The sequence below is a fragment of the Rhizobium sullae genome (assembly GCF_025200715.1).
Taxonomy (GTDB): domain Bacteria; phylum Pseudomonadota; class Alphaproteobacteria; order Rhizobiales; family Rhizobiaceae; genus Rhizobium; species Rhizobium sullae.
This window is the reverse complement of record NZ_CP104143.1, coordinates 369,434-390,306: the sequence shown is the minus strand read 5'-3', so window position 1 is coordinate 390,306 and position 20,873 is coordinate 369,434. Positions and strand designations below refer to the sequence as shown.

General features: G+C 61.6%; 19 protein-coding genes and 1 tRNA gene. 10 read left to right on the top strand and 10 right to left on the bottom strand.

The window, feature by feature from the left end; all coding sequences use genetic code 11:
- Positions 1–10: 10 nt before the first annotated feature.
- A complete protein-coding gene (locus tag N2599_RS01935) occupies positions 11–916 on the top strand; it encodes a hydrogen peroxide-inducible genes activator (protein WP_027509982.1) in 906 nt (301 codons plus the stop codon).
- Here the strand turns inward: N2599_RS01935 and N2599_RS01930 are convergent, their stop codons facing one another.
- From N2599_RS01930 to N2599_RS01910, 5 genes are all read right to left on the bottom strand, one after another.
- Positions 917–1,792 carry a dienelactone hydrolase family protein gene (locus N2599_RS01930; RefSeq protein ID WP_027509981.1) on the bottom strand — a complete coding sequence of 292 codons (876 nt, stop codon included), beginning with the start codon at positions 1,790–1,792 and terminating at the stop codon, positions 917–919. It abuts the gene before it with no gap.
- Between the two features lie 83 nt (positions 1,793–1,875).
- A complete protein-coding gene (locus N2599_RS01925) occupies positions 1,876–2,295 on the bottom strand; it encodes an MAPEG family protein (protein ID WP_027509980.1) in 420 nt (139 codons plus the stop codon).
- Between the two features lie 67 nt (positions 2,296–2,362).
- Positions 2,363–2,923 (bottom strand): hypothetical protein, encoded by a 561-nt coding sequence (locus N2599_RS01920; protein ID WP_027509979.1) that lies wholly within the window; start codon positions 2,921–2,923, stop codon positions 2,363–2,365.
- Between the two features lie 2 nt (positions 2,924–2,925).
- The gene (gene guaB / locus N2599_RS01915; RefSeq protein ID WP_027509978.1) at positions 2,926–4,407 is read right to left on the bottom strand and encodes an IMP dehydrogenase; all 1,482 of its coding nucleotides are present in this window, start codon (positions 4,405–4,407) and stop codon (positions 2,926–2,928) included.
- Between the two features lie 178 nt (positions 4,408–4,585).
- The gene (locus N2599_RS01910) at positions 4,586–5,578 is read right to left on the bottom strand and encodes an MBL fold metallo-hydrolase (RefSeq protein ID WP_027509977.1); all 993 of its coding nucleotides are present in this window, start codon (positions 5,576–5,578) and stop codon (positions 4,586–4,588) included.
- A 245-nt stretch (positions 5,579–5,823) separates the two neighbouring features.
- On the opposite strand from N2599_RS01910, the gene N2599_RS01905 reads away from it, so the two are divergent.
- Entirely contained in the window at positions 5,824–7,245 is a 1,422-nt protein-coding gene (locus tag N2599_RS01905) for an MFS transporter (RefSeq protein WP_027509976.1), read from the top strand.
- Between the two features lie 3 nt (positions 7,246–7,248).
- On the opposite strand, the gene N2599_RS01900 is transcribed toward N2599_RS01905, so the two are convergent.
- From N2599_RS01900 to N2599_RS01890, 3 genes are read right to left on the bottom strand one after another with little or no spacing between them, the layout of a single operon-like run.
- Positions 7,249–7,632, bottom strand: coding sequence for a VOC family protein (locus N2599_RS01900; RefSeq protein WP_027509975.1), 384 nt, complete (start codon positions 7,630–7,632; stop codon positions 7,249–7,251).
- 58 nt (positions 7,633–7,690) lie between these two features.
- A complete protein-coding gene (locus tag N2599_RS01895) occupies positions 7,691–8,410 on the bottom strand; it encodes an RlmE family RNA methyltransferase (protein WP_027509974.1) in 720 nt (239 codons plus the stop codon).
- 6 nt (positions 8,411–8,416) lie between these two features.
- A complete protein-coding gene (locus N2599_RS01890; protein ID WP_027509973.1) occupies positions 8,417–10,012 on the bottom strand; it encodes a Ppx/GppA phosphatase family protein in 1,596 nt (531 codons plus the stop codon).
- 248 nt (positions 10,013–10,260) lie between these two features.
- Here N2599_RS01890 and N2599_RS01885 point away from each other — a divergent pair.
- The 3 genes from N2599_RS01885 to N2599_RS01875 all read left to right on the top strand — a co-directional run bounded on the left by N2599_RS01885 (position 10,261) and on the right by N2599_RS01875 (position 11,144).
- Positions 10,261–10,334: transfer RNA gene (locus tag N2599_RS01885), tRNA-Gln, on the top strand.
- A gap of 134 nt (positions 10,335–10,468) precedes the next feature.
- The gene (locus tag N2599_RS01880; protein ID WP_244915048.1) at positions 10,469–10,777 is read left to right on the top strand and encodes a DUF6538 domain-containing protein; all 309 of its coding nucleotides are present in this window, start codon (positions 10,469–10,471) and stop codon (positions 10,775–10,777) included.
- Positions 10,778–10,811: 34 nt separating this feature from the next.
- Positions 10,812–11,144: a transposase gene (locus N2599_RS01875; protein WP_100772472.1), complete on the top strand. Its 333-nt coding sequence runs from the start codon at positions 10,812–10,814 to the stop codon at positions 11,142–11,144.
- A 644-nt stretch (positions 11,145–11,788) separates the two neighbouring features.
- Here N2599_RS01875 and N2599_RS01870 read toward each other — a convergent pair.
- Complete coding sequence (locus N2599_RS01870; RefSeq protein ID WP_100772470.1) at positions 11,789–13,954, bottom strand: mechanosensitive ion channel family protein; 2,166 nt, start codon at positions 13,952–13,954, stop codon at positions 11,789–11,791.
- Here N2599_RS01870 and N2599_RS37770 point away from each other — a divergent pair.
- Positions 13,941–14,474, top strand: coding sequence for a hypothetical protein (locus tag N2599_RS37770; RefSeq protein WP_156915264.1), 534 nt, complete (start codon positions 13,941–13,943; stop codon positions 14,472–14,474). The two genes, N2599_RS01870 and N2599_RS37770, sit on opposite strands and share 14 nt — an antisense overlap.
- 251 nt (positions 14,475–14,725) lie before the next feature.
- On the opposite strand, the gene N2599_RS01860 is transcribed toward N2599_RS37770, so the two are convergent.
- A complete protein-coding gene (locus N2599_RS01860) occupies positions 14,726–16,915 on the bottom strand; it encodes an adenylate cyclase (protein WP_244915049.1) in 2,190 nt (729 codons plus the stop codon).
- A gap of 249 nt (positions 16,916–17,164) precedes the next feature.
- Here N2599_RS01860 and N2599_RS01855 point away from each other — a divergent pair, with 249 nt between their 5' ends.
- From N2599_RS01855 to N2599_RS01840, 4 genes are all read left to right on the top strand, one after another.
- Positions 17,165–17,458 carry a hypothetical protein gene (locus N2599_RS01855; protein ID WP_027509969.1) on the top strand — a complete coding sequence of 98 codons (294 nt, stop codon included), beginning with the start codon at positions 17,165–17,167 and terminating at the stop codon, positions 17,456–17,458.
- Between the two features lie 103 nt (positions 17,459–17,561).
- Positions 17,562–18,374: a DUF2092 domain-containing protein gene (locus tag N2599_RS01850; protein WP_027509968.1), complete on the top strand. Its 813-nt coding sequence runs from the start codon at positions 17,562–17,564 to the stop codon at positions 18,372–18,374.
- On the top strand, positions 18,371–18,706 hold the full coding sequence (locus N2599_RS01845; protein ID WP_027509967.1) for a hypothetical protein: 336 nt from the start codon (positions 18,371–18,373) through the stop codon (positions 18,704–18,706). Before N2599_RS01850 ends, N2599_RS01845 begins: the two co-directional genes overlap by 4 nt.
- Before the next feature lie 195 nt (positions 18,707–18,901).
- The gene (locus tag N2599_RS01840) at positions 18,902–20,860 is read left to right on the top strand and encodes a DUF3604 domain-containing protein (RefSeq protein ID WP_051336559.1); all 1,959 of its coding nucleotides are present in this window, start codon (positions 18,902–18,904) and stop codon (positions 20,858–20,860) included.
- Positions 20,861–20,873 lie beyond the last annotated feature (13 nt).

The window sequence follows — 20,873 nt, the reverse complement described above, 5'->3', positions numbered from 1 at the left end:
AAAACTTATCATGTTGACGCTTCGCCAGATGCGCTATTTCGATGCCCTTGCGACCGCCCGGCATTTCGGGCGGGCCGCCGAGATGGTTCACATCAGCCAGCCGGCGCTTTCGGTGCAGATCATGGAAATGGAGGAATATCTCGGCGCCAAGCTGATAGAGCGGATGCGCACCAACACTATGCTTACCCAAAAGGGCGAGGAGGTTCTGCTGCATGTGCGCGCAATCCTCCAACAGGTCGATCTGCTAGAGCAGACGGCCAGGAAGGGCGGCGGCCCGCTGGAGGGGCTGATCCGAATTGGCATCATTCCGACGGTGGCACCCTATCTCGTGCCTCAGTTCATTCCGCATCTGCGCCGGACCTATCCGTCCGTCGACGTGGAGCTCAAGGAAGCAGTGACCGACCGGCTCATGGCCGATCTTTCGGCAGGCAGGCTAGATGCCGTCATCGCCGCCCTGCCCCTCGACATCGAAGGCATCAATACGCGGCCGCTCTTCACCGACCGCTTCTATATGGCGGTCGCCGAGAACGGCGAAAACGTGTTGCTGTCGCCGCTCACCGAGAACGAGGTGAATGTCGACCGGTTGCTGCTTCTGGAAGAGGGCCATTGCCTGCGCGATCAGGCGCTTGCCGTCTGCAGCGCCAGCAAGCGGAGCCTGGTCAATTTCGGTGCGACCTCCATGGCGACGCTGCTGCAGATGGTGTCGCACGACATGGGCATGACACTGATCCCGGAAATGGCGATCGCCACGGAGACCAGCCGCAACTCGATCCGTATCGTGCCTTTCGCCGAGCCTCAGCCCTCGCGCGAGATCGGACTTGCCTGGCGGCGCAGCAGCCACCGCGCCAAGGAGATGGACGCGCTGGCGGAGGCGATCATTGCCGCCTCGCCCGTTGCGCGCGATGCCGCCGCCTGATCAGGCAAGGTTCTTCTTCAGGAACTCGACGGTGCGGCCCCAGGCAAGATCGGCCGCTTTCTTGTCATAGCGTGCTGAAGACGTGTCGTTGTTGAAGGCATGGTTGGCGCCGTCGTAGATGAAGATCTGGACGCTCTTGCCATTTGCCTCCAACGCCTTCTTGTAGGCGTCGATGCCGGCGTTGATGCGGTCGTCGAGACCGGCATAATGCAGCATCAGCGCCGCCTTGATGTTCGGCACCTCTTCCGCTTTCGGCTGCGGGCCGTAATAGGCGACGGCCGCCTTCAGCTCCGGTGATTTCGTCGCAAAATTGTTGGCCACCCCGCCGCCCCAGCAAAAGCCGACAACGCCGACGTTGCCGTTCGAAACCGAGAGTGTCTTCAGGTATTTGAGGCTCGCTTCGGCATTCGCGACAGTCGCGGCAGCCTCAAGCTTGCTGAACATTTCCCGCGCCTGATCTTCGTTTTCCGGTGTGCCGCCGAGCGGCGAAAGGAGATCCGGCGCCAGCGCTACGAAGCCTTCCAGCGCCATGCGGCGGGCGACGTCGCGGATATGCGGGTTGAGGCCGCGATTTTCGTGAATGACGATGACGCTGCCGAGCTTTCCGGAGGCGTCCTTCGGCTCGACCAGATAGCCTTTCATCTCGCCGCTGCCGCCGGGATAGACGACGTCCTCAGCCTTCAGCCGCTCGTCGTTGGCCGGGACCATTTCGGCGCTCGCCTTGTTCGCCGCCAGCATCGGCGCGATGACGGCGGCAGCACCCGCCGATCCTGCAAGCTTCGTCAGCTTGTCCATGAAACTGCGGCGATCGAGCGTCAGATGCGTATATTCATCGTAGGCGTTTATCATCGCCTGCGTGATTTCCGGCTTGTCCATTTGAACCTCCTGTTCCCTGCGCAGCTCAGTGCCAAGTGAGGGAAGATAGGTCAGGGCCTGGTAACGCGAGGAACAAAACTGCGTTACCCGCTGAACGCCATCCAGCCGGCGAGCCACGCCCACATGACGGCAAGCACCACATAGCCCGCAGCAAAGAGTGGACTTCGGAAACGCATGCGATTGCTTGTCACATGTACGAACGCGTGGGCGTACCGCAAAGCGACAAAACTCCAGGCGAGCACGAGGGCAGCCAGATTGTCGGCCTCGGTGATGTAAAGCAGGATGCAGCAGACATAAAAGAGAACCGGCAGCTCGAACTGATTGGCGATGCTGTTCTTGACGAAGAGGCTTTCCGGCGGCTCGCTGCGGTTTTCGCGATAGTCCGAAAGCCGCGCCTTGCCCGCCTGCACCGCCTTCCGGCGGCGGACGCTGAGCAGTATGAAGAGGCCATAGACCAGCGCGACATGGGCGATGATGGGCCAGAACATCTCGTAGCCGGCCATGGTGTCTCCTTCGCGGCTTCTCTCATATTTTTCAAAGCAGTAGAGGAAAATCCCGGCACTTGCCAGCCTATCGCCGGTCGATATCGCCGGGTGAGAGACGGATCAGAAGGAAGCGAAGGATGACGATTGCCGAGACGACGAGTGCTGCGAATTTCAGCTTTGTCATCCAAGGCAGCAACGCCGCGGCGGATGAAGCGGCGTTGTCGTCGCCGAAGGCAATCAGGCTGGAGATATTCTCGGCATAATCGGCAAGGCCGTAGATGAACGGCAGGGCATAGATCGCCTTGATCAACGCTGGATGCATCGGCTTGCCGAAATAGCTGCCGCCTGGCTGGAGCTTCAGGACAATCGCGAAGAGCAGCATCGTCACCAGCGCAGGAAGGACGAGCTCCGGGCCGAGATACATGCCGCGCAGCAGCGCCTGCGCGACGTCGTTCTCGCTCAGCAGCTTCTGCATGGCGGCAACCGTGGGCTGATCATAGCCGGTGAAATAGGTATCGAGAACCGCTTCGCCGGTTTCATGCTGGAAAGGCAGGACGAAGCCGAAGGTCGTCCATGCCAATACTGCAAGGCAGAGAATGGCGAGCAGCCCGATCATCCAAGATGGTATCCGGCTACCCGCAGTCATGATCAGGCGCCTACGCCCGGATAGTTTGGGCTCTCGCGGGTGATCGTCACATCGTGGGCATGGCTTTCGCGAAGGCCGGCGCCGGAGATGCGCACAAAGGTCGCGCGTTCCTGGAACTCCTTGATATCCCTGCCGCCGACATAACCCATGGCCGCCCTCAGTCCTCCTGTGAGCTGGTGCAGGACGCCCGATACAGGCCCCTTATACGGCACTTGGCCTTCGATGCCTTCCGGCACAAGCTTCAGCGTGTCGCGGACTTCCGCCTGGAAATAGCGGTCCGCCGAACCGCGCGCCATGGCACCGACGGAACCCATGCCGCGATAGGCTTTGAAAGAGCGGCCCTGATAGAGGTAAACTTCGCCCGGGCTTTCATCGGTGCCGGCGAGCAGCGAGCCGACCATGACAGCCGACGCGCCGCAAGCGATCGCCTTGGCAAGGTCGCCGGAGAACTTGATGCCGCCGTCGGCGATCACCGGAATATCTTGGGCACGTGCGGCTTCGACAGCCGACATGATGGCCGCGAGCTGCGGCACGCCGACACCGGCGACAATGCGCGTCGTGCAGATGGAGCCCGGGCCGATGCCGACCTTGACGGCATCCGCGCCGGCATCGATCAGCGCCTTGGTGCCATCCGAGGTCGCGACGTTGCCGGCCATGACGCGGACCGAGTTGGACAGTTTCTTGACGCGGGTGACGGCGTCGAGAACACGCTGCGAATGGCCGTGCGCGGTATCGACCACGAGCAGATCGACACCGGCTTCGATCAGGCGCTCGGCGCGCTCAAAGCCATCATCGCCGACGCTGATGGCGGCAGCAGCGCGAAGACGGCCCTGCGCATCCTTGGAAGCATTCGGGTTCAGCTGCGACTTTTCGATATCCTTGACGGTGATGAGGCCAACGCAGCGGCCTTCCGGATCCACGACGAGCAGCTTTTCGATGCGGTGCGAATGCAGCAGGCGCTTGGCCTCCTGCTGGTCGACATTCTCCTTCACCGTGATGAGGTCCCGCGTCATCAGCTCGTGGATCTTCTGCGCCGGTTCGGAAGCAAAGCGGACGTCGCGGTTCGTCAAGATGCCGACGAGGCGGCCGGACTTTTCAACGACCGGAATGCCGGAAATACCGTGCGTCTTCATCAGCGACAGAGCTTCGGCGAGCGTCGCATCCGGGCCGATCGTCACCGGATTGATAACCATGCCGCTTTCGAACTTCTTGACCTGCCGGACCTGCTCGGCCTGCTCGATCGGGGTCAGATTGCGATGAATGACGCCGAGACCGCCGGCCTGCGCCATGGCGATCGCCAATCGGCTCTCAGTGACGGTGTCCATCGCCGAGGAGAGGATCGGGATGTTCAGGTCGAAATCGGTTGCGATGCGCGTTGCAATGTTCGTCTGACCGGGCATGACCTCGGAGTGACCGGGCTGCAGGAGCACGTCGTCGAAGGTGAGCGCGTCCGCTCCGGTTGCCGTTTCTATGATGCGAGCCATGGCCAATTTCCTTCAATCGAGAAAAATGCGACCCACCCGGAACGAATCGTCCGCACCGGTGGTGTGCAAGGGTTGCTTTGGAAGTTGGCGAGGGCTCGTAACACGTCTGTGAGAGGAAGGGAATAGCAAAACGCCCGGCGCATGCACCGGGCGTGTAATGGCTGCCATGCGCCTGGGATCAGATGTCGAACTGGTAGGTTTTCGGCACGAAACGGTAGCCCGTTCCCTCCTTCACCGCGAAGCCGACGGCAGGGAACGGCATATGGTAGCCGAGGAAGGCCGCCTTGTCGGTCGCGATCATATCGAAGACCTTCTTGCGCGAGGCAGCGGCCTGCGCCTTGTCCATGTCGAAGCGAACCTCCCATTCGGGATAGAGGAGCGACAGGATGTAGTGGTTGGCGGTGTCGCCGGCAAAGACGATCCGCTTGCCATCCGATTCGGCATGGAAAATCATGTGGCCCGGCGTATGGCCTGGCGCCAGCATCGCGGTCACGCCGCTCACGATCGAATCGCCTTCCTTGATGAAGGTGGTCTTTTCGGCGAGCGGAACGACATTGGATAGAACAGCCTTGTGACCGCCTTCGGCCGGCGTTCCCTCACGCGCCTTGCTGGACCAGAAATCGTATTCCGCCTGACCTGCCACATAGCGCGCATTCTTGAAGGCCGGAGCGCCGTTTTCCATGAGGCCGCCGATGTGATCGCCGTGCATATGGGTCAGCGCGACGACGGTAACGTCGTCGGCCGAATAGCCCGCAGCCTTGAGGCTGTCCTGCAGCTTGCCGAGGCCCCGCTCGCGGCCGGCGGCACCGAAGCCAGTGTCGACCAGAACGACGTCCGAGCCGGTATCGATGAGCGCCGGCGCATAGCTGTTCACGAATTTCTCCGCCGGCAGGAAATTGTCGCCGAGCAACTTCCTGACCACTTCGGGATCCTGGTTTGTCCCGAAAGTTTCGAAGGGCTTGTCCAGAACATTGCTGCCGTCTCTGATCGCAACGATCTTGAAGGAGCCGAGCTTGAACTGGTTGATCTCGGGCAGCGCCATTGCATTCATATTGCTTTGTTCTCCGCTTACGGCCGCTGAAGCCGTTGCTCTTAAAATAACCGGCGCAGCGAGCAGGCCGATGCCTGCGGCAAAAAGCGTGCGCCGCTTCATCCCCAAAGAAGCTGCCATTTATCCATCCTCCAATAGTGTGCGGTGCGTCGCCGCACCGACGCTGATGATTCTTGCAACCGGGATTCTCGCCCCGGCGGCTCAAACATATGTCAATTTTGAAAGGAGAAGTTGTCCGGCAAGCCGTCTCACGCACTAGTGATACGAACGTGTAACTCCAGCAGTTTCGGGGATTGGCAGAGGCGGCAACCGGGACTAAACAGCACATGCTCCCCGCCACCTCCGAGTCGTCAAGGCTTTTGCCTATGAACCGCATCGTTCCGCTGATACTCGCCGTCGCGCTCTTCATGGAGCAGATGGATTCCACCGTCATTTCGACCGCCCTGCCCGCGATCGCCAACGACCTGCATGTCGGGCCGATTACGCTGAAGCTGGCGCTGACCTCCTACATGGTGTCGCTTGCGGTCTTCATTCCGGTCAGCGGCTGGATGGCGGACAGGTTCGGCGCCAAGCGCATCTTCCGGCTTGCGATTTGCGTCTTCGTCATCGGTTCGATCTTCTGCGCGGCATCCTCAAACCTGGTCGAATTCGTCTTCGCCCGCTTCCTGCAAGGCATGGGCGGTGCGATGATGACGCCGGTCGGCCGCCTCGTTCTCCTGCGTACCACCCAGCGGAGCGAACTGGTTTCCGCCATGGCGCTGCTGACGATTCCTGCCCTTGTCGGTCCGCTCGCCGGTCCGCCGCTCGGCGGCTTTATCACCACTTATTTCAGCTGGCACTGGATCTTCCTGATCAACGTGCCGGTCGGCATCATCGGTGTCTGGCTCGCGACAATCTTTCTGCCGGAGGTTGAAGCAACGATGCCGCCGAAACTGGATTTCACCGGCTTCATGCTGACCGCGCTTTCCGCCGCTGGTGTCGTTTTCGGCCTTTCGGTCGTCAGCCTTCCGGCACTACCGCCGGCGATCGGCGTCACGTCCACCTTGATCGGCTTCCTTTGCGGCTATCTCTATGTGCGTCACGCCAAGCGCCATCCGGCCCCGATCCTGAACTTGAACCTCTTCCGTAACCCGACCTTCCGCACTGCGACGACGGGCGGCAACCTGTTTCGCATCTGCATCGGCGCCATGCCATTCCTGACTCCGCTCATGCTGCAGCTCGGCTTTGGCCTGACACCGTTCCAGTCCGGCCTCATCACTTTTTCCGGCGCAATCGGCGCAATCACCACCAAATTCATGGCGCGGCGCGTTTTCGCCGCTACCGGCTTCCGTACAACGCTTCTTTCGGCAGCCGCGGTCACGACTATCGTTACAATCGCGACAGGCTTCTTCACGCCCGCAACGCCGCATCTCGTCATCATCGCGGTGCTGCTCGTTGGCGGCTTCTCACGCTCCTTCATGTTCACCGGCGTGAACGCGCTCGCCTTTGCGGATATTGACGACAAGGAGGCAAGCCAGGCAACCTCGATGAGTTCGGCGATGCAGCAGATCAGCCTCGCACTCGGCGTTGCCCTGGCAGCAGCGATCCTCGAGACGTCCATCTATTTCCGCGGCGAGGCGCTGCAAGTCGCCGACTTCCACCTGGCCTTCTACGTCATCGCCGGACTGACGGTCGTGGCGATGATCCCCTTCATCCTCATGGACAGGAATGCAGGAGCACTGGTTTCCGGCCATGGCGCCAAGCGGGTCGGGCCGGCCATCGAGGCCGAGCAGCAGGCCGTGAGGTAGCGGCTATTCCGGACTTTCGCAGACGGCGGCAAGCTTGTTGCCGTCGGGATCGCGGACATAGGCGGCGTAGAAATTCGCGTGGTAGGAGCGCAAGCCGGGCTTACCGTCATCAGTACCGCCTTCCGCAAGTGCTGCCGCATAGAATGCATCGACATCCGCGCGAGTTTCGGCGCTGAGTGCCACCATGGAACCATTGCCGCCGGTGGCGCGGCGGCGATTGAATGGCGTGACGATCCACAGGCGCGACCGCGTGTCGCCGTCGGCGGAGTAACCGATTTCCTCGTCAGAGAGACGTTGTAGCTTGTAACCGAGCACCGGCAGCACGGCGTCATAGAAGCGCCGGGCGCGTTCGATGTCGTTGGTTCCGAGAGTGACATAGAGAAGCATGAGGTCGCGGCATTCCAATCCTGTAAGCCGTCATCATCGCCATAGACGATACCAAAGATCAAGCTTCCGCAACGTCGGTGGCCGACTTGCGGCCTTTAAAGCCCTTCGCCAGCAGGAACATCTCGACCGATTCGGCGCGCGAGGAAGCGGGCTTGACGTGCACAACCTGGCGGAAATGCTGTTTCAGCATGTTCAGCAATTCGCGCTCCGTGCCGCCCTGAAAGGTCTTGGCGAGGAAATGGCCGCCCTCGCCCAGAACCTCAACGGCAAAGTGCGCCGCCACTTCGCAGAGATGCATCGTGCGCAAATGGTCGGTGCGGTGGTGGCCGGTGGTGGGGGCCGCCATGTCGGACATCACCAGGTCCGGCGTGCCGCCGACCGCTTCCATCAGTTTCGCCGGCGCTTCCGGATCAAGAAAATCGAGCTGCAGGATCTTCACGCCGGGAAGCGGCGCCATTTCCAGGAAATCGATGGCCGCAACGCGGATATCCTCGTCGGTCGAGCCGGTCACCTTGGCGGCGATCTGCGACCAGCTGCCCGGTGCGGCCCCGAGATCGATGATGCGGCGGGCGCCTTTGAGGATATTGTGCTTCTCGTCGATCTCCAGCAGCTTGAAGGCAGCGCGGGCCCGATAGCCTTCGAGCTGCGCGCGCTGCACGTAAGGATCGTTGATATGGCGCTGCAGCCACTGGCGCGATGAGGCCTTGAGCTTCTTTTTCTTGACGCGCTGGCCGAGCTTGCGGCCGGTGCGGTTGCCCGCGATCGGTGCCTTTGTCATTCATTCCTACCTTGCGCGCTGGCCGCGGCGGTTTCGATGACGCCGCCAGACGCCGTCGTCCGCCATCATGTCGGTCAAGAGGCCTTCCCTCAAGCCGCGATCGGCAACGCGCATGCGCGGGCTCGGCCAGCGGCGGCGGATCGCCTCCAGAATGGCGCAGCCGGCGAGCACCAGATCGGCGCGGTCCGGCCCGATGCAGGGATTGGCGGCGCGGCTTTCGAAATCCCAGGAGAGGAGCTTCGCCTGCATGGCCGAGACCTCGTCATCCGAAAGCCAGATGCCATCCACCTTGCGGCGGTCGTAGCGCGGCAGGTCGAGGTGGACCCCAGCCAGCGTCGTTACCGTGCCGGACGTGCCGATCAGGTGAAAGTCGCCCGAATGTGCGATCTCAATTTCTGGGCAGTCGAAGCGCGCAAGCATGCCGCCCACTTCCGACACCATGGTCTCGAAGCTCTCGGGTGTTACATGTTGCCCGCCATGGCGCTCGGACAGCGTGACGACGCCGACCGGCAGCGAGGTCCAGTGGGTGATGTGATTGGCAAGGCGGCTGAAGCGGCTCTCGCCGATACGGATCACAGCGATTTCCGAGGAACCGCCGCCGATATCGAATAGCACGACTGAACGTGTTTCGCGGCCGACCAGTGACGAGCAGCCGGATACGGCAAGGCGCGCTTCGGTTTCGCGGTCGATGATTTCGAGTTCGAGGCCGGTTTCCGCCACGACGCGCTCCAGGAAGATGTCGCCGTTTGCGGCCTGACGGCAGGCTTCGGTAGCGATCAGCCGCATGCGGCGGATCTCGCGGCTCTTGAGCTTTGAGGCGCAGACACGCAGCGCATCGACGGCGCGGTCCATCGCCTCGCTGGAAAGGCGGCCACTGGCAGCAAGCCCCTCGCCGAGGCGGACGATTCGCGAAAAGGCATCGACGACGCGGAACTGGCCCGGCCGGGTGGGTTGGGCAATGAGCAGGCGGCAGTTGTTCGTGCCGAGGTCAAGCGCGGCATAGAGTTCGTCCGGCCAGGGATGCTCGCCGGCGCGATCGCGGCGCTCGCGTTCAGGCGGCCGGCCGCTGCGATTGAAGCCATCGTCTCGAGGCTCGGAATGCCCATTGGCTTTTGCGATCACTGGGGCTTTCGCGATCGCTGGAGCTCTCGCAATGGCGGAATTCTTGGCAGTGGCAGTAAGCTCGGCCGCGATCGCTGGCTGATCGACGGCCTTGCCGGGCGCCAGTGGTCGTCCCTGCAGGCCGCGTTTTCCGCGGTGCTTGCGCCGGTTGCGGCGGCTGGACGAAGCCTCACCATCTGTCCGCGCGACTGGAGCCGGCTTTTCATGCTGCTGGATCGCTGGGGATGCGCCGTCAGGGCGCTGGCCGCCGTTACTGCGGCGGCGGCGTTTGCGCTTGCGGGCCGGGTTCCCGGCCGCAGCTTCCATCGGGCGCGCTGCCTCTCCGGATGTCTCGGAGGAGGCATGCGAAGCGGCATGAGGCGCGTTGCGGGACTGGTCGCCCCGTTTGCCCTTGCGGCGCCGGGATTTCTTGCCGTCCCTGCGCACTGCCGCTGACGCCCCGTCAAATTGCGGCTTTGCGCCGCCTTCGGGGTCTTCCACGTTTCGTTTTCCACGCGCCGCGCAAGTCCATGACGGTATGCAGCAGGCGCTCATTAGATTTTTGCGTTGCCGCGAGAATACCAGCGCGATGCAAAATCGCCAAATTCTTTTTGGATTCAAAAATAGAGACCTGCTCAACCTCACCCGATCAGGGTGTGGAAATTTTTCCAAACAGGTATTTGCATTCCTCCGGCTTTTGTTTATAAGCGCCGCACACCAGCGGAGCCGCTTTGCCGGCCGCACGCTGCTGGGGAATAGTTCAATGGTAGAACAGCGGACTCTGACTCCGTCGATCTTGGTTCGAATCCAGGTTCCCCAGCCAATTCTCTCTAAATCCCTTTAATTCCTTGATTTTCCAGTCGTGCCGGATATCGTTTTGGCATCATTGGCGACCTGATGCCCAGAACTGTAGCCCACAGGTGATGCCGACGCGAAAACTGCGTAGCGGCGTCGCAGGTGGCAGGCAAGGGCAACTTTCCCATGGCGGTCCGCCACGACGTCGAGAACCTTATTCGCCGCGGCAATATCCTTTACTGGCGCGCACGTGTTCCCACTTCATTTGTCAGGTGCCGTCCAGGCGGCCGGCTTTCACTGAGCCTTCATTGTTCCGATCATAAAAAGGCGCAGATGATTGGCCGAAAACTCAACCTGCGCCTGGCCGAACTGAAGACAGATCCGAAGGAAGTCATGTCGACGAAGGATCAGCTTCGAAAACTCTTCGAGCATGTTCTGCTCCCACGTTGTCCTCGCCGCCCTAATCTGTGATCGCCTTTCCATGGACAAGCGACGGGGATTCTCCATGGAGACTACATTGGAGGTTCTCACGACCAGAAATTCTGGACGTGAGGTTCACCGGCAATGGCCGGACGAGGTCAAGGCGCAGATCGTTTCGGAGAGCCTTCGGCCTGGTGCGATGGTGAAAGAAGTGGCAGAGCGGCATGGTTTGAACCCAAACCACTTGTCCACCTGGCGAACGATGGCGCGGCAGGGCAAGCTGGTTCAAGGGATCGGGATGGCTCGAGATGACTGGCATCTCTATCAATGGGGCGACAAGGTTGAGGTGATCGCGCCCAAGGGACTGCAGACCCCAGTTAATGGCTATCAAAGGTCGGATTTCAAAGCCTTGCCATGATCGGCTTCCGAGCACGGACCTCCACGCAGAATATTTCAGGCCGCATTTCCAATGCCCCGTTCGCGGTTGCCGGCGCGCGCACCGCGAAGCTGGAAGGTTGCATGGATTGGTCGCACAAAGACAACGTCTGCTTCTCGAGATGAAACATCGCATGGCAACGGCAGATTGGGACGCAAGGCGGAGAAACGCGCGGTGATCGCTAGAGGGAAAGTTGGGACCCCAAAAGCGAAAATAATTGCCGCAAGATCCCTCCTGTTGACTGAGGCCCAAAGCCAGGCACAAAGCTGGGATCCACGGTCGCTCGCGATGGGAAAACAGAGGGAATTTCAAGGCGATTTTGATAGGCCATTGAAATCATGTGAGGATCCAAGATCCCAGGCAGGCGCAATTTAGGCCTGTAACGCTTCTTCTCGCTGTACTAAGTATTCCCAGTAATTCTGCAGTTTTTTCAGCTATTTGGTTGGATTTTCCCACGCGGCGCTGGCGGGAACGTCATTCTAGTTCGTAGCAATCTGCGATCACACAAAATGATGGCTGGGGATCCGATCCTGAGCATCCGAAACCGCTTTCGGAATGCGCCCAAATGCTGACTCCCAAAGATTTTCGCGCCTCCTATGGCAGACCCTTCGCCTGTCGCCCTGCGCTCAGGTCGACGCAGCCGCGATTGCCTCATTGTGTTTGGCCAAGGCCTGCTGGGCCGCCGCGGCGACGTCCTGTCCCCTGTCGCCTGCAACTTGAACCGTCGGAAAGGCCGGCTTGATATCATTGTCGTGAAAGGCCTTGTTGATCATCATCAGCGCCCGCCGCTTCAGGGTGAACTGCTCGCCAGGAACAGTCGTGAACTTCATCCGCAGGATCAGGCCCGAGTCGCCGAGACTGTCGATGCCCTGCATCTTGAGGGGCTCGATGGTGATCGGAGCCAGTTCCGGATCGACGAGCAGTTCCTGTCCGATCTTCTTGATAATCTTGCGCGCCTTGTCGACGTCGGTATCGTAACCGACCGTGACCGTGAGCTTTTCGACGACCCAGTCGCGGCTGAGGTTCTGGACCGCGCCAAGCTCGCTGAACGGAACGATGTAGATCGCGCCGCGATGATGGCGCAACTTCACCGACCTTAGGCTGAACGACTCGACGGTGCCCTTGTAGCTGCCGCTTGATATGTATTCTCCAACCCGGAAGGCATCATCGAGCAGGTAGAACATGCCGCTGATGATGTCCTTGACAACGGTCTGCGCGCCGAAGCCGATGGCGACGCCGACGACCCCTGCCCCGGCGATCAGGGGCGCGATCTCGACGCCGAGCGACGACAACGCCATCATGATCGCGACTGCGACGAACAGGATCATCAGGACATTCTTCAGGATCGGCAGGAGCGTTCTGATCCGGGCCCGCCGCCGCTCCCGCTCGCTGCCGGCTTCGTGCGCTGATTCCGTCTCACCAAGCTTCCTGTCGATCAGTACCTTCACGACATTCCAGATAAGGTCAAGCACAAGCAGGATAATGCCGGCACTCAGCGCTCCGCGCATCAGCCGCAAGGCCCCGGTATCCTGGGCGGCGATCGAGGTCAGATTAATGTCGAGGACGTCCGCCAGCAGAATGATAGCACCGACGATGAGCGCCGCGCGAATTCCCCGTTCAACCATGACCGAGACGACACCCGGCCTGGTCTTCTCCTCCGAATCGGGGATGCTGCCCTGCAGAAAATTGTCGACCGCCGCCCGTGTCAGGGCAATCGCGCCGGGTAGTGCCGCGGCGGCGACGGCGATCCAGAACAGCTTCATGGCCCCTGCCACCCACAGAAGCCAGAGCGCGGTGAAGTAAACCGTCCACAGCCAGTTGCGCGCATGTTGGCCGATGCGGCCGAAGCGACTTGCCTGATCCGTCGGTTGGAGCGTCACCGGACGCCGCCAAACCGCCTCGATGCTGAGAATGAGGAGAACAATCCCGAGCGCGTATGCCGCCACCTGCCGGGCGGGTTCCGAAAAGCCGAGAGTTACGAGAAGATGCACCGTCACCGAACCGAAGGCGAACCATCCCACCGCATAGCCGAGCCGCCTCGTCCAATGGGCCGCGGCCTGGTCGGTGATGGGGACGACGCGGAAACGCTGCGCATCGGCGAAATTACCCGATCCGGACGGCGCAAGCAGGAAATCGAAAGCGACGCCAGCGAGCCGGAAGATCATCACCGCGAACAGGTAGCCGACGACGATCTCACGGACGAGCGGCGGCCATTCGAAGGCGAGGAAGAAGCCGATGCTGCCGAGGGCGAAGGCCAGCACATAGCATGTCGACCACAGCAGTCTTGCGGAGATTGCGGCGAGCCTGTCGCGCACGGTCAGAAGCTGACCCGATGCGATCCATGCGCGCCAGCCCCTGCTGATCCACCGGAAGCTCCATTGAGCCGCCAAACCGGCAGCGACGAAAGCAAGAACGAAGAAGATCGGTCGCGCGCTCTGGCTCGCGTCGAGCTCGCGTTGCAGGACGGCGGCCGCACCTCCGGTTTCCGACGGAAACGAGCGGACACCCTCCAGCAGGTCGGCGGCGTGGGCGCGGAACCTCGTCGCGAATTCGGCATACGAGACGCTCGGCCCCTCCGGTATTGCTGCAGGGGACGAAGCCGTGGCGGCAGGATTGGCGCTCAGCAACCAGGATCGCACCTGCGGATCGTCGACCAGTTCGAGAAAGCGCCGAACTTTCTCCGCCTGCGCCGCGTCCGGAGCCACCGCCTGCGCGAAGGCCGACGGAGAAACCAGAAGAACGCCGACCGCAATGACAACGCCGGCAACGGCCATTCGGATGAACGCGAACATTCCCTTTGAAAGCAACATTTCCATCGTGTTTCTCTATTTTCGGGCATTTGCCTCAAGTCAGACCGATTGCGCCTGTCGTCTATTTCCTGCAGTGCGGATCCGACCCGAGCCGACAGTCTGGCGGCCGCTTCGGCCGCGAAGTATTTTTACCGCCGAGCGCGTCGAGCTGACAGAGGCACTGAGCCTGGCCTTGGCGGCGTTCACGTCCACCTCTTCCGCCTTCAGCACCGCGAAATCTGTCGCCGGATTGGAAGGCAGCTTGTTTGGCCAGGCGACGTCCCCGACCTTTCGGGCGCTCGCTGGAGGGATGGACACGGTGATGTCGGCGAAGGCCGGAGCGCGGGCGCGTTCGCCGCTAAACATCTCGCCGGGGATCGCAGACCGGCTGCGCGTCGTCGTGATCAGCATATCGACGCGACTCAATTTGAAAGACGTGTCTGCGACCGGCGTCAGGACACCCTTCGGATGCCATCTGCAACCCGACAGAACGATGAGCATCCCGCATACGAATATCCGTTGAAGATGTCGGGCAGGTGCCGACGTCATCGTGCGGCTATTTTTGCTGTTCACCCAGCACCCCCGTAGTGATCGCGCGGTGTCTGTCCCGCGCCCCGTTCCGATGCCGGGCTCTGAAACACTACGCGACGACGAAGCCGCACGCCCGTAACATCCTGTAGGTTACGGGGTGGCTTGCCGCGTTTCCCCTGCCGACCCGCGCGCCCGCAGTCGCGACTGGGCATCAAAGCGGCCAGCGAAACCCATGCTCGAGCATCAGTGGCCGTCCGACACCACGGTCGAATCCGTGATGGCGGCTTCCACGCCATCCGGAACCGGCATTCCCGCCTTGCGTATTCCCGTGATCAAGCGCAGTTGATCCCCCGGCTGGATGTTTCTGATCTTGAGTTCGGCCGCAATGTTCGGAACGAAGTCGGGCCGCATCTGCATGAACGTCTCCCCCTCCCGGCGGGCGTCCTCCGGCATCCCAGCCTCGGCGTAGATGATCGCCGCCACCACATGGAAAAGCGGGAATTTCTGCAGATCCGCCTGTCTGATCCCGGCGACCGCAGCCGGATAATCTCCCAGCATGAAGGCGGCGAGCGCGCGGGTTCCATGGTAGTAACCGGCAGCACCTGGATTGAGGGGAAGGGCCTGATCCAGAAGCGCCGCGCCGCGCTGCCATTGCCCACCCATGGCCAGTCGGGTTCCGAACTCCGCCATGAGTTCGGTGTCGTTGGGGTTCGTCGCAAGCGCCAGCTCTCCGATGCGCATGGACTCGGCAAATTGCTGATTGAAGAACAATGCGGTCATCAACGCCTGAAGACCGCGGGTGTTGTCGGGATCGAGCTGGATTGCGCGTCGCGCCGCCTGAAGCGCCCGCTGCATAGGCGGAGGCATCTCGGATCGCGAATTGAACTTGAACCGCTCCTCATCCAGATAGACGATGGACAACATCGCCCATGCGGTTGCATAGCTCGGGTACTGTGTCACCGCCTTCTCGAGACACACCCCGACGTCCGCATGACGCTCGACGCTCAGCTCGGCACGATAGGCATAGAAGCTCAGCGTGCATTCGTAAGCACCGCGATCGTCGGGAGGAGGCTTTGCGGAATCGACCTGCGCCATGACGCCGTATGGTTGGGCGACAGTTGCCGCGACCTTGTTTGCGACCGCCATCTGGATGGCGAACAGATCACGTGTCTGCAGGTCGTTCTCGTAGTCCTCGGACCATAGGATGGAGCCGTCCGAGGTGTCGAGAAGCCGCACCGTCACTCGAATGCGGCTGCCAGACGTCCTCACGCTACCATCCAGCAGATAGCGCGCGCCGAGTTCATTCCGGATTTGCGACACACCAACGCCTGGCGAGAGAGATGCCGACGTTTCACGTCCGAACACCTTGATCTCCTTGAAGCGTGGAAGGGCAGTAAGGAGTTCTTCGGCCAACCCCCGCGCATAAAGCTCGGCACTAGGTCCATCCCCAAGATTCGCGAACGGTGCGACCACCAAGGTTGGACGAACCGGTATGCCGGTCATCCTCACGGAATCAATCATAGGTCGGACGTTGATCCAATAGGCAGATCCGACAAGACCGGCGACGACGGCGAGAGCCGTCGGGATCGGCCATCTCATGCGCCACCAAGGAGCGGCGATCTGATCCAATGGCCTGGGCCGTGGCACAGCCTCGGCGATGATGGGTTCGGCAGGTTCGTTCCAAGCAAACGTCGGAACGTATCCGCCCTTGGGAAGGCCGATCCTGACTGGATCGTTCCGGCCAGCCACCAGATAGTAGCGTTCGAGTTCCCGGCGCAGCGTGCCTGCCTCGATCCGCACGACAGGATCGTCCTGGGTGAAGCTCTCGGGTCGCTTGAACACCTCGATCGCAATCGAATAGCCCTTGATCCGGTGTCCACGTCCGGCGAGGGCCTCCTCGACGAGGTAACTAAGGAAGACGCCTGTGCGTCCTACCCTGCGAAATTCAGGGCTTGAGACGATCCGCTGAAGCTGAGCGAGGACGTCTTGCGAACTGGGGACGGCGCCCGCCGGAATGTTCGATCCAGCTTGCTCGCTTGTTGATGGCCGCATCGGTTTATACACGTCCACCGCCATGGCTGAAGCAGTGTCTTCCGTCGGCGCCCGAACAGAGAACACGGGTATATAACTACCTTTCGGAATGCTGAGGACAACAGGATCTGCCCTCCCGCCAGTCAGGTAGTAGTGCTCCAAGGACCGGCGAATGTGACTGGCAGCGATGCGTACGATCGGATCATTTTGGGGGTCGAACGTGCTGTTCCGCCCGAATACTTCCACGGCGACTGAATATGCCTTTATCCGTTCTCCTCGACCGGACAGGCTCTCATCGACCACATAGTCAAGAAATCGATGTTCTCGTTCCGTCGCGCGGAAATCGGTGCTTTGCTGGATACGCGAAAGCTGCTCGCGGCAGGCCCCTTCGGCGGGCCGCATGTCACCCGGTTCTAATGCCCCTGCATGAGTCACGGCACCCCCCAGTGCGTGCACGATGGTTCGCCCGCATCGTCCAATTGCAAGCTATATACTACGCGCATGGTCCAAATAGCGATAGCTAATGTTCGGTTTCATGAGGCCGGGCATCGACCCGGATTGGGGAGTCTGCTCCCGATACACCACGTAAACTACAGCAGTTCTCTACGCTGGCAGCAAAATCGCGCCTAGTCTCCCTTCAACGGTGGCGCGATGGCGACGAATGACGAAGTGACTCGCAAAGAGCAGGCATTCTCGGCTGCGGCCCGACGGTTTCCGCAGGCGGAACTGTCGATCCGAAGACTGATGGGCAGGAGCGAGGACTTCTGCGATCTCTGCGCGGATCTGGCCGAGGCCGAACGGGCGCTCGCCAATGTCGTGGAGACAACGGCCGCACTTTGCGAAGAGCGACGGCGTGAATGGCAGGAGCTGATCGACCATCTCGTCAACGAAGTCGCCGAAGCGATAGGAGAAAGCGAAGGTCGGGGGCCGCGCCCGACAGGATGACCGCCGATGCCGCCATAGGCGAGGCGCTGGAAAACCGACACCCGACGCGTGGGAAGTTCTAGGGCAAGTCAGTGAACATACCCTGAAACGGAGGTTGAATGACATGAAGCAAGAGAACATCAGTGCCAGTGTCTGTGTCCGATCACGGCGTCGAGCCGTCGGCCTGGCGGCTGCGGTGATCACTGCGGGCCTGGCGGCTGCGCCGGCCTGGAGCCAGAGCGTCATCGATCCCGACGCGGATTCCGTCCTGCGTGCCATGGCCGACCAGTTGAAGGCGCTCAAGGAGCTCAATGTCGAATACGACACCGATCACGAGATCGTCGACAGGCAGGGCCAGAAGATCCAGTACAGCGCCTCCGGATCCATGGCCATCTCGCGTCCCAGCGGCCTGTCGATGACGCGGAAGGGACCATATGCAGACGTTCAGGTCACCTTCGACGGCAAGGTCGTGTCGCTCTATGGGAAAGGTTTGAACGTCTACGCGCAATTTGACAGCCCCGGACCTTCAATCGACGAGGCTGTTCAGGAGTTCCGAATGCTGACAGGCCTCGATGCCGTCGGCGCCGACCTGCTGGCTGCCGATCCCTATGCCGCCCTGACCGACGGGGTAATATCGGGATCGCTTGTTGGAACCTCCTATGTCGGAGGCGTCGAATGCGACCATCTGGCGTTCCGCAACGACGTGGTCGACTGGCAGCTCTGGATCAGCAAGGGCGATCAGAAGCTGCCGATGAAATACGTGATAACCACGAAATGGGTGACCGGCGCGCCGCAGTACACGCTTCGTCTGCGCGACTGGAGCACCAACAAGGTTGATGCCAAGACGTTCTCCTTCACCCCGCCGGCGGAGGCCAAGAAGCTCGATGCAGTCTACTCCGACGCGATCGGCGACCTCGTACTGGAGTCACATGAATGAGCACGCAGCGAACCTTCCGAAAGTACGTCTCGGCCGCGGCTATCGTCGCCGCCCTCGTGGTGACCGACGGCTGGGTGGCCGGACAATCAGGCCACGTCAGTTTCATCATCACCGAGGCGGAGGCTCGGGTCGGCCGGCCGTCGACTCCTGGCAGCGTGGCGGGCGTCGCAAGGCGCACAACGCGCCGCACGGTCCGTCGCTCGGCGATCTACGTCGCCGCGCTGCCGGCCGCCTGCGTTAGGACGAGCATCAGCGGTGTCTCCGTCTGGCGGTGCGGCGGCACCTACTATCAGTCCTATGGAGGCCGCTACGTCGTTGTCTACGTGGACTGACCGAATGCGATTTTGCGGCCCCACCGGTTCAACAAGACCTGGCAGCCGCGCGATTTCGAGCTGGCGGAGTAATCCATTCGCCCGCCGTTGAGACGATCAACAGTTGATACGGTGATCGTCGGCGGTGGTTTCGCCGGGGTGACTGCCGCGCGCGAATTGACGATGCGCGGTCTCAATAGGGGAAGGAACACCATCATGAGGCCTATCCGTAACCAATCGCGCCTCTATCGCGCTTTGACTATCGCAAGCGTCCTCGTCGTCTCACCGGCGGCTGCGCAGACGACGAACACCGATGCCGGCACCCTCGATCCTTCGTCCGCCGCACCGGGTAAGGCGCCGGGCTATTCGCCCTACGCGCAACGCAATTTCCCGAGCCGCGTGTTCTGGGGAGACACGCATCTGCACACCAGCGCGTCGCTGGACGCAGGGGCCTTCGGCACCCGGCTCGGCTTCGAGGACGCCTACCGCTTAGCCCGCGGCGAGGAGCTGACCGCTTCCGGCGGCGAGCGGGTGAAACTGTCGCGCCCCCTCGACTTCCTGGCCATCACCGACCACTCCGACAACATGGGCTTCTTTCCGGCTCTCTTCGCCGGGAAGCCCGAAATGCTCGCAGACCCGACGGGCCGGCGGTGGTACGACCTGGTGCAAGCGGGCGGCCAGGACGGCGTTACCGCCGCCCTCGAGATCATCGACAGCTTCTCACGCGGCAAGTTTCCGAAGGCGCTGGAGTTTTTGCCGGGCTCGGAGGGGTTTCGCTCGACCTGGGATCAGATCATCGCCGCGGCGGAAAAATACAACGAGCCGGGTCGTTTCACCGCCTTCATCGGTTATGAGTGGACCTCGCAGGTGCCGCCTGGCAACAATCTTCATCGTGTCGTGATCTACCGCGACGGTGGAGACAAGGCGGCGCAGACCCTTCCTTTTACGACCTATCCTCCGCTCGGCAGTACGACCCCGGAGGATTTGTGGAAACATCTCCAGGCCTATGAAGACAAGACCGGTGGGAGGATCCTTGCCATTTCGCACAACGGCAATCTCTCAAACGGCTGGATGTTCCCGACGGAGACCAATCCCGCCACCGGTCAGCCGCTGTCGGCGGACTATGCGGAGAAGCGCGCCCATTGGGAACCGCTCTACGAGGTAACGCAGATCAAGGGCGACGGCGAGGCGCATCCCTATCTCTCGCCCACCGACGAATTCGCCGGCTACGAGCTATGGGACAAGGGCAACCTGAACCTCAGCGAAGTGAAGAAGCCGGAAATGCTGCAGAGCGAGTATGCGCGCACGGCGCTGCAGACCGGCCTTCAGCTCGAGGCGAAGCTTGGCGTCAACCCCTACAAGTTCGGCATGATCGGCTCGACCGACAGCCACACGTCCCTCGCCACCGCCGAGGAGGACAACTTCTTCGGCAAGCACACCGGCGCGGAACCGAGCCCTGATCGCGCGCATCACGAGTTCATGCGCAACGGCGACGTGTTCCTGATGGGTTGGCAGCAGGTCGCGTCCGGCTATGCCGGCGTCTGGGCGACGGAGAACACGCGCGAGGCGATCTGGGACGCCATGCGCCGCAAGGAGGTCTACGCGACCACCGGTCCGCGCATGCTGGTGCGGTTCTTCGGCGGCTGGGACTTTACCGATGCCGACGCCCAATCGCGCAGCCCAGCCTTCGCAGGCTATACCAAGGGCGTGCCGATGGGCGGCGACCTCAGTGCGGCGCCGACCGGCAAGTCCCCGACCTTCCTCGTCGCGGCGCTTAAGGATCCGCTTGGCGGCAATCTCGACCGTATCCAGATCGTCAAGGGCTGGATCGACGACGCCGGCGCACGCCAGGAGAAGGTGTACGACGTTGTCTGGTCCGATGATCGGGCACCGGGCGCCGACGGCAAGCTGCCTGCGGTCGGCAATACGGTCGACGTGGCGAGGGCCACCTGGACGAACACCATCGGCGCTTCCGAACTGATCAAGACGTGGACCGACCCGGAATTCGATGCCGCGCTGCGGGCGGTCTATTACGCCCGCGTACTTGAGATCCCGACGCCGCGCTGGACCGCTTATGACGCGGTGCGCTTCGGCATCAAGATGCCTGCCGAAGTGCCGATGTTCGGGCAGGAACGGGCCTACACTTCGCCGATCTGGTACACGCCTGAACGATAACTGCGGAGGCTAC

What these genes read in the sequence shown, in the direction of transcription:
- N2599_RS01935 (WP_027509982.1), top strand. Translation starts at nt 11, where the DNA reads ATGTTGACGCTTCGCCAGATGCGCTATTTCGATGCCCTTGCGACCGCC.
- N2599_RS01930 (WP_027509981.1), bottom strand. Translation starts at nt 1,792, where the DNA reads ATGGACAAGCCGGAAATCACGCAGGCGATGATAAACGCCTACGATGAA.
- N2599_RS01925 (WP_027509980.1), bottom strand. Translation starts at nt 2,295, where the DNA reads ATGGCCGGCTACGAGATGTTCTGGCCCATCATCGCCCATGTCGCGCTG.
- N2599_RS01920 (WP_027509979.1), bottom strand. Translation starts at nt 2,923, where the DNA reads ATGACTGCGGGTAGCCGGATACCATCTTGGATGATCGGGCTGCTCGCC.
- guaB (WP_027509978.1), bottom strand. Translation starts at nt 4,407, where the DNA reads ATGGCTCGCATCATAGAAACGGCAACCGGAGCGGACGCGCTCACCTTC.
- N2599_RS01910 (WP_027509977.1), bottom strand. Translation starts at nt 5,578, where the DNA reads ATGGCAGCTTCTTTGGGGATGAAGCGGCGCACGCTTTTTGCCGCAGGC.
- N2599_RS01905 (WP_027509976.1), top strand. Translation starts at nt 5,824, where the DNA reads ATGAACCGCATCGTTCCGCTGATACTCGCCGTCGCGCTCTTCATGGAG.
- N2599_RS01900 (WP_027509975.1), bottom strand. Translation starts at nt 7,632, where the DNA reads ATGCTTCTCTATGTCACTCTCGGAACCAACGACATCGAACGCGCCCGG.
- N2599_RS01895 (WP_027509974.1), bottom strand. Translation starts at nt 8,410, where the DNA reads ATGACAAAGGCACCGATCGCGGGCAACCGCACCGGCCGCAAGCTCGGC.
- N2599_RS01875 (WP_100772472.1), top strand. Translation starts at nt 10,812, where the DNA reads ATGGAGACTACATTGGAGGTTCTCACGACCAGAAATTCTGGACGTGAG.
- N2599_RS37770 (WP_156915264.1), top strand. Translation starts at nt 13,941, where the DNA reads ATGAACGCGAACATTCCCTTTGAAAGCAACATTTCCATCGTGTTTCTC.
- N2599_RS01870 (WP_100772470.1), bottom strand. Translation starts at nt 13,954, where the DNA reads ATGTTCGCGTTCATCCGAATGGCCGTTGCCGGCGTTGTCATTGCGGTC.
- N2599_RS01860 (WP_244915049.1), bottom strand. Translation starts at nt 16,915, where the DNA reads ATGCGGCCCGCCGAAGGGGCCTGCCGCGAGCAGCTTTCGCGTATCCAG.
- N2599_RS01855 (WP_027509969.1), top strand. Translation starts at nt 17,165, where the DNA reads ATGGCGACGAATGACGAAGTGACTCGCAAAGAGCAGGCATTCTCGGCT.
- N2599_RS01850 (WP_027509968.1), top strand. Translation starts at nt 17,562, where the DNA reads ATGAAGCAAGAGAACATCAGTGCCAGTGTCTGTGTCCGATCACGGCGT.
- N2599_RS01845 (WP_027509967.1), top strand. Translation starts at nt 18,371, where the DNA reads ATGAGCACGCAGCGAACCTTCCGAAAGTACGTCTCGGCCGCGGCTATC.
- N2599_RS01840 (WP_051336559.1), top strand. Translation starts at nt 18,902, where the DNA reads ATGAGGCCTATCCGTAACCAATCGCGCCTCTATCGCGCTTTGACTATC.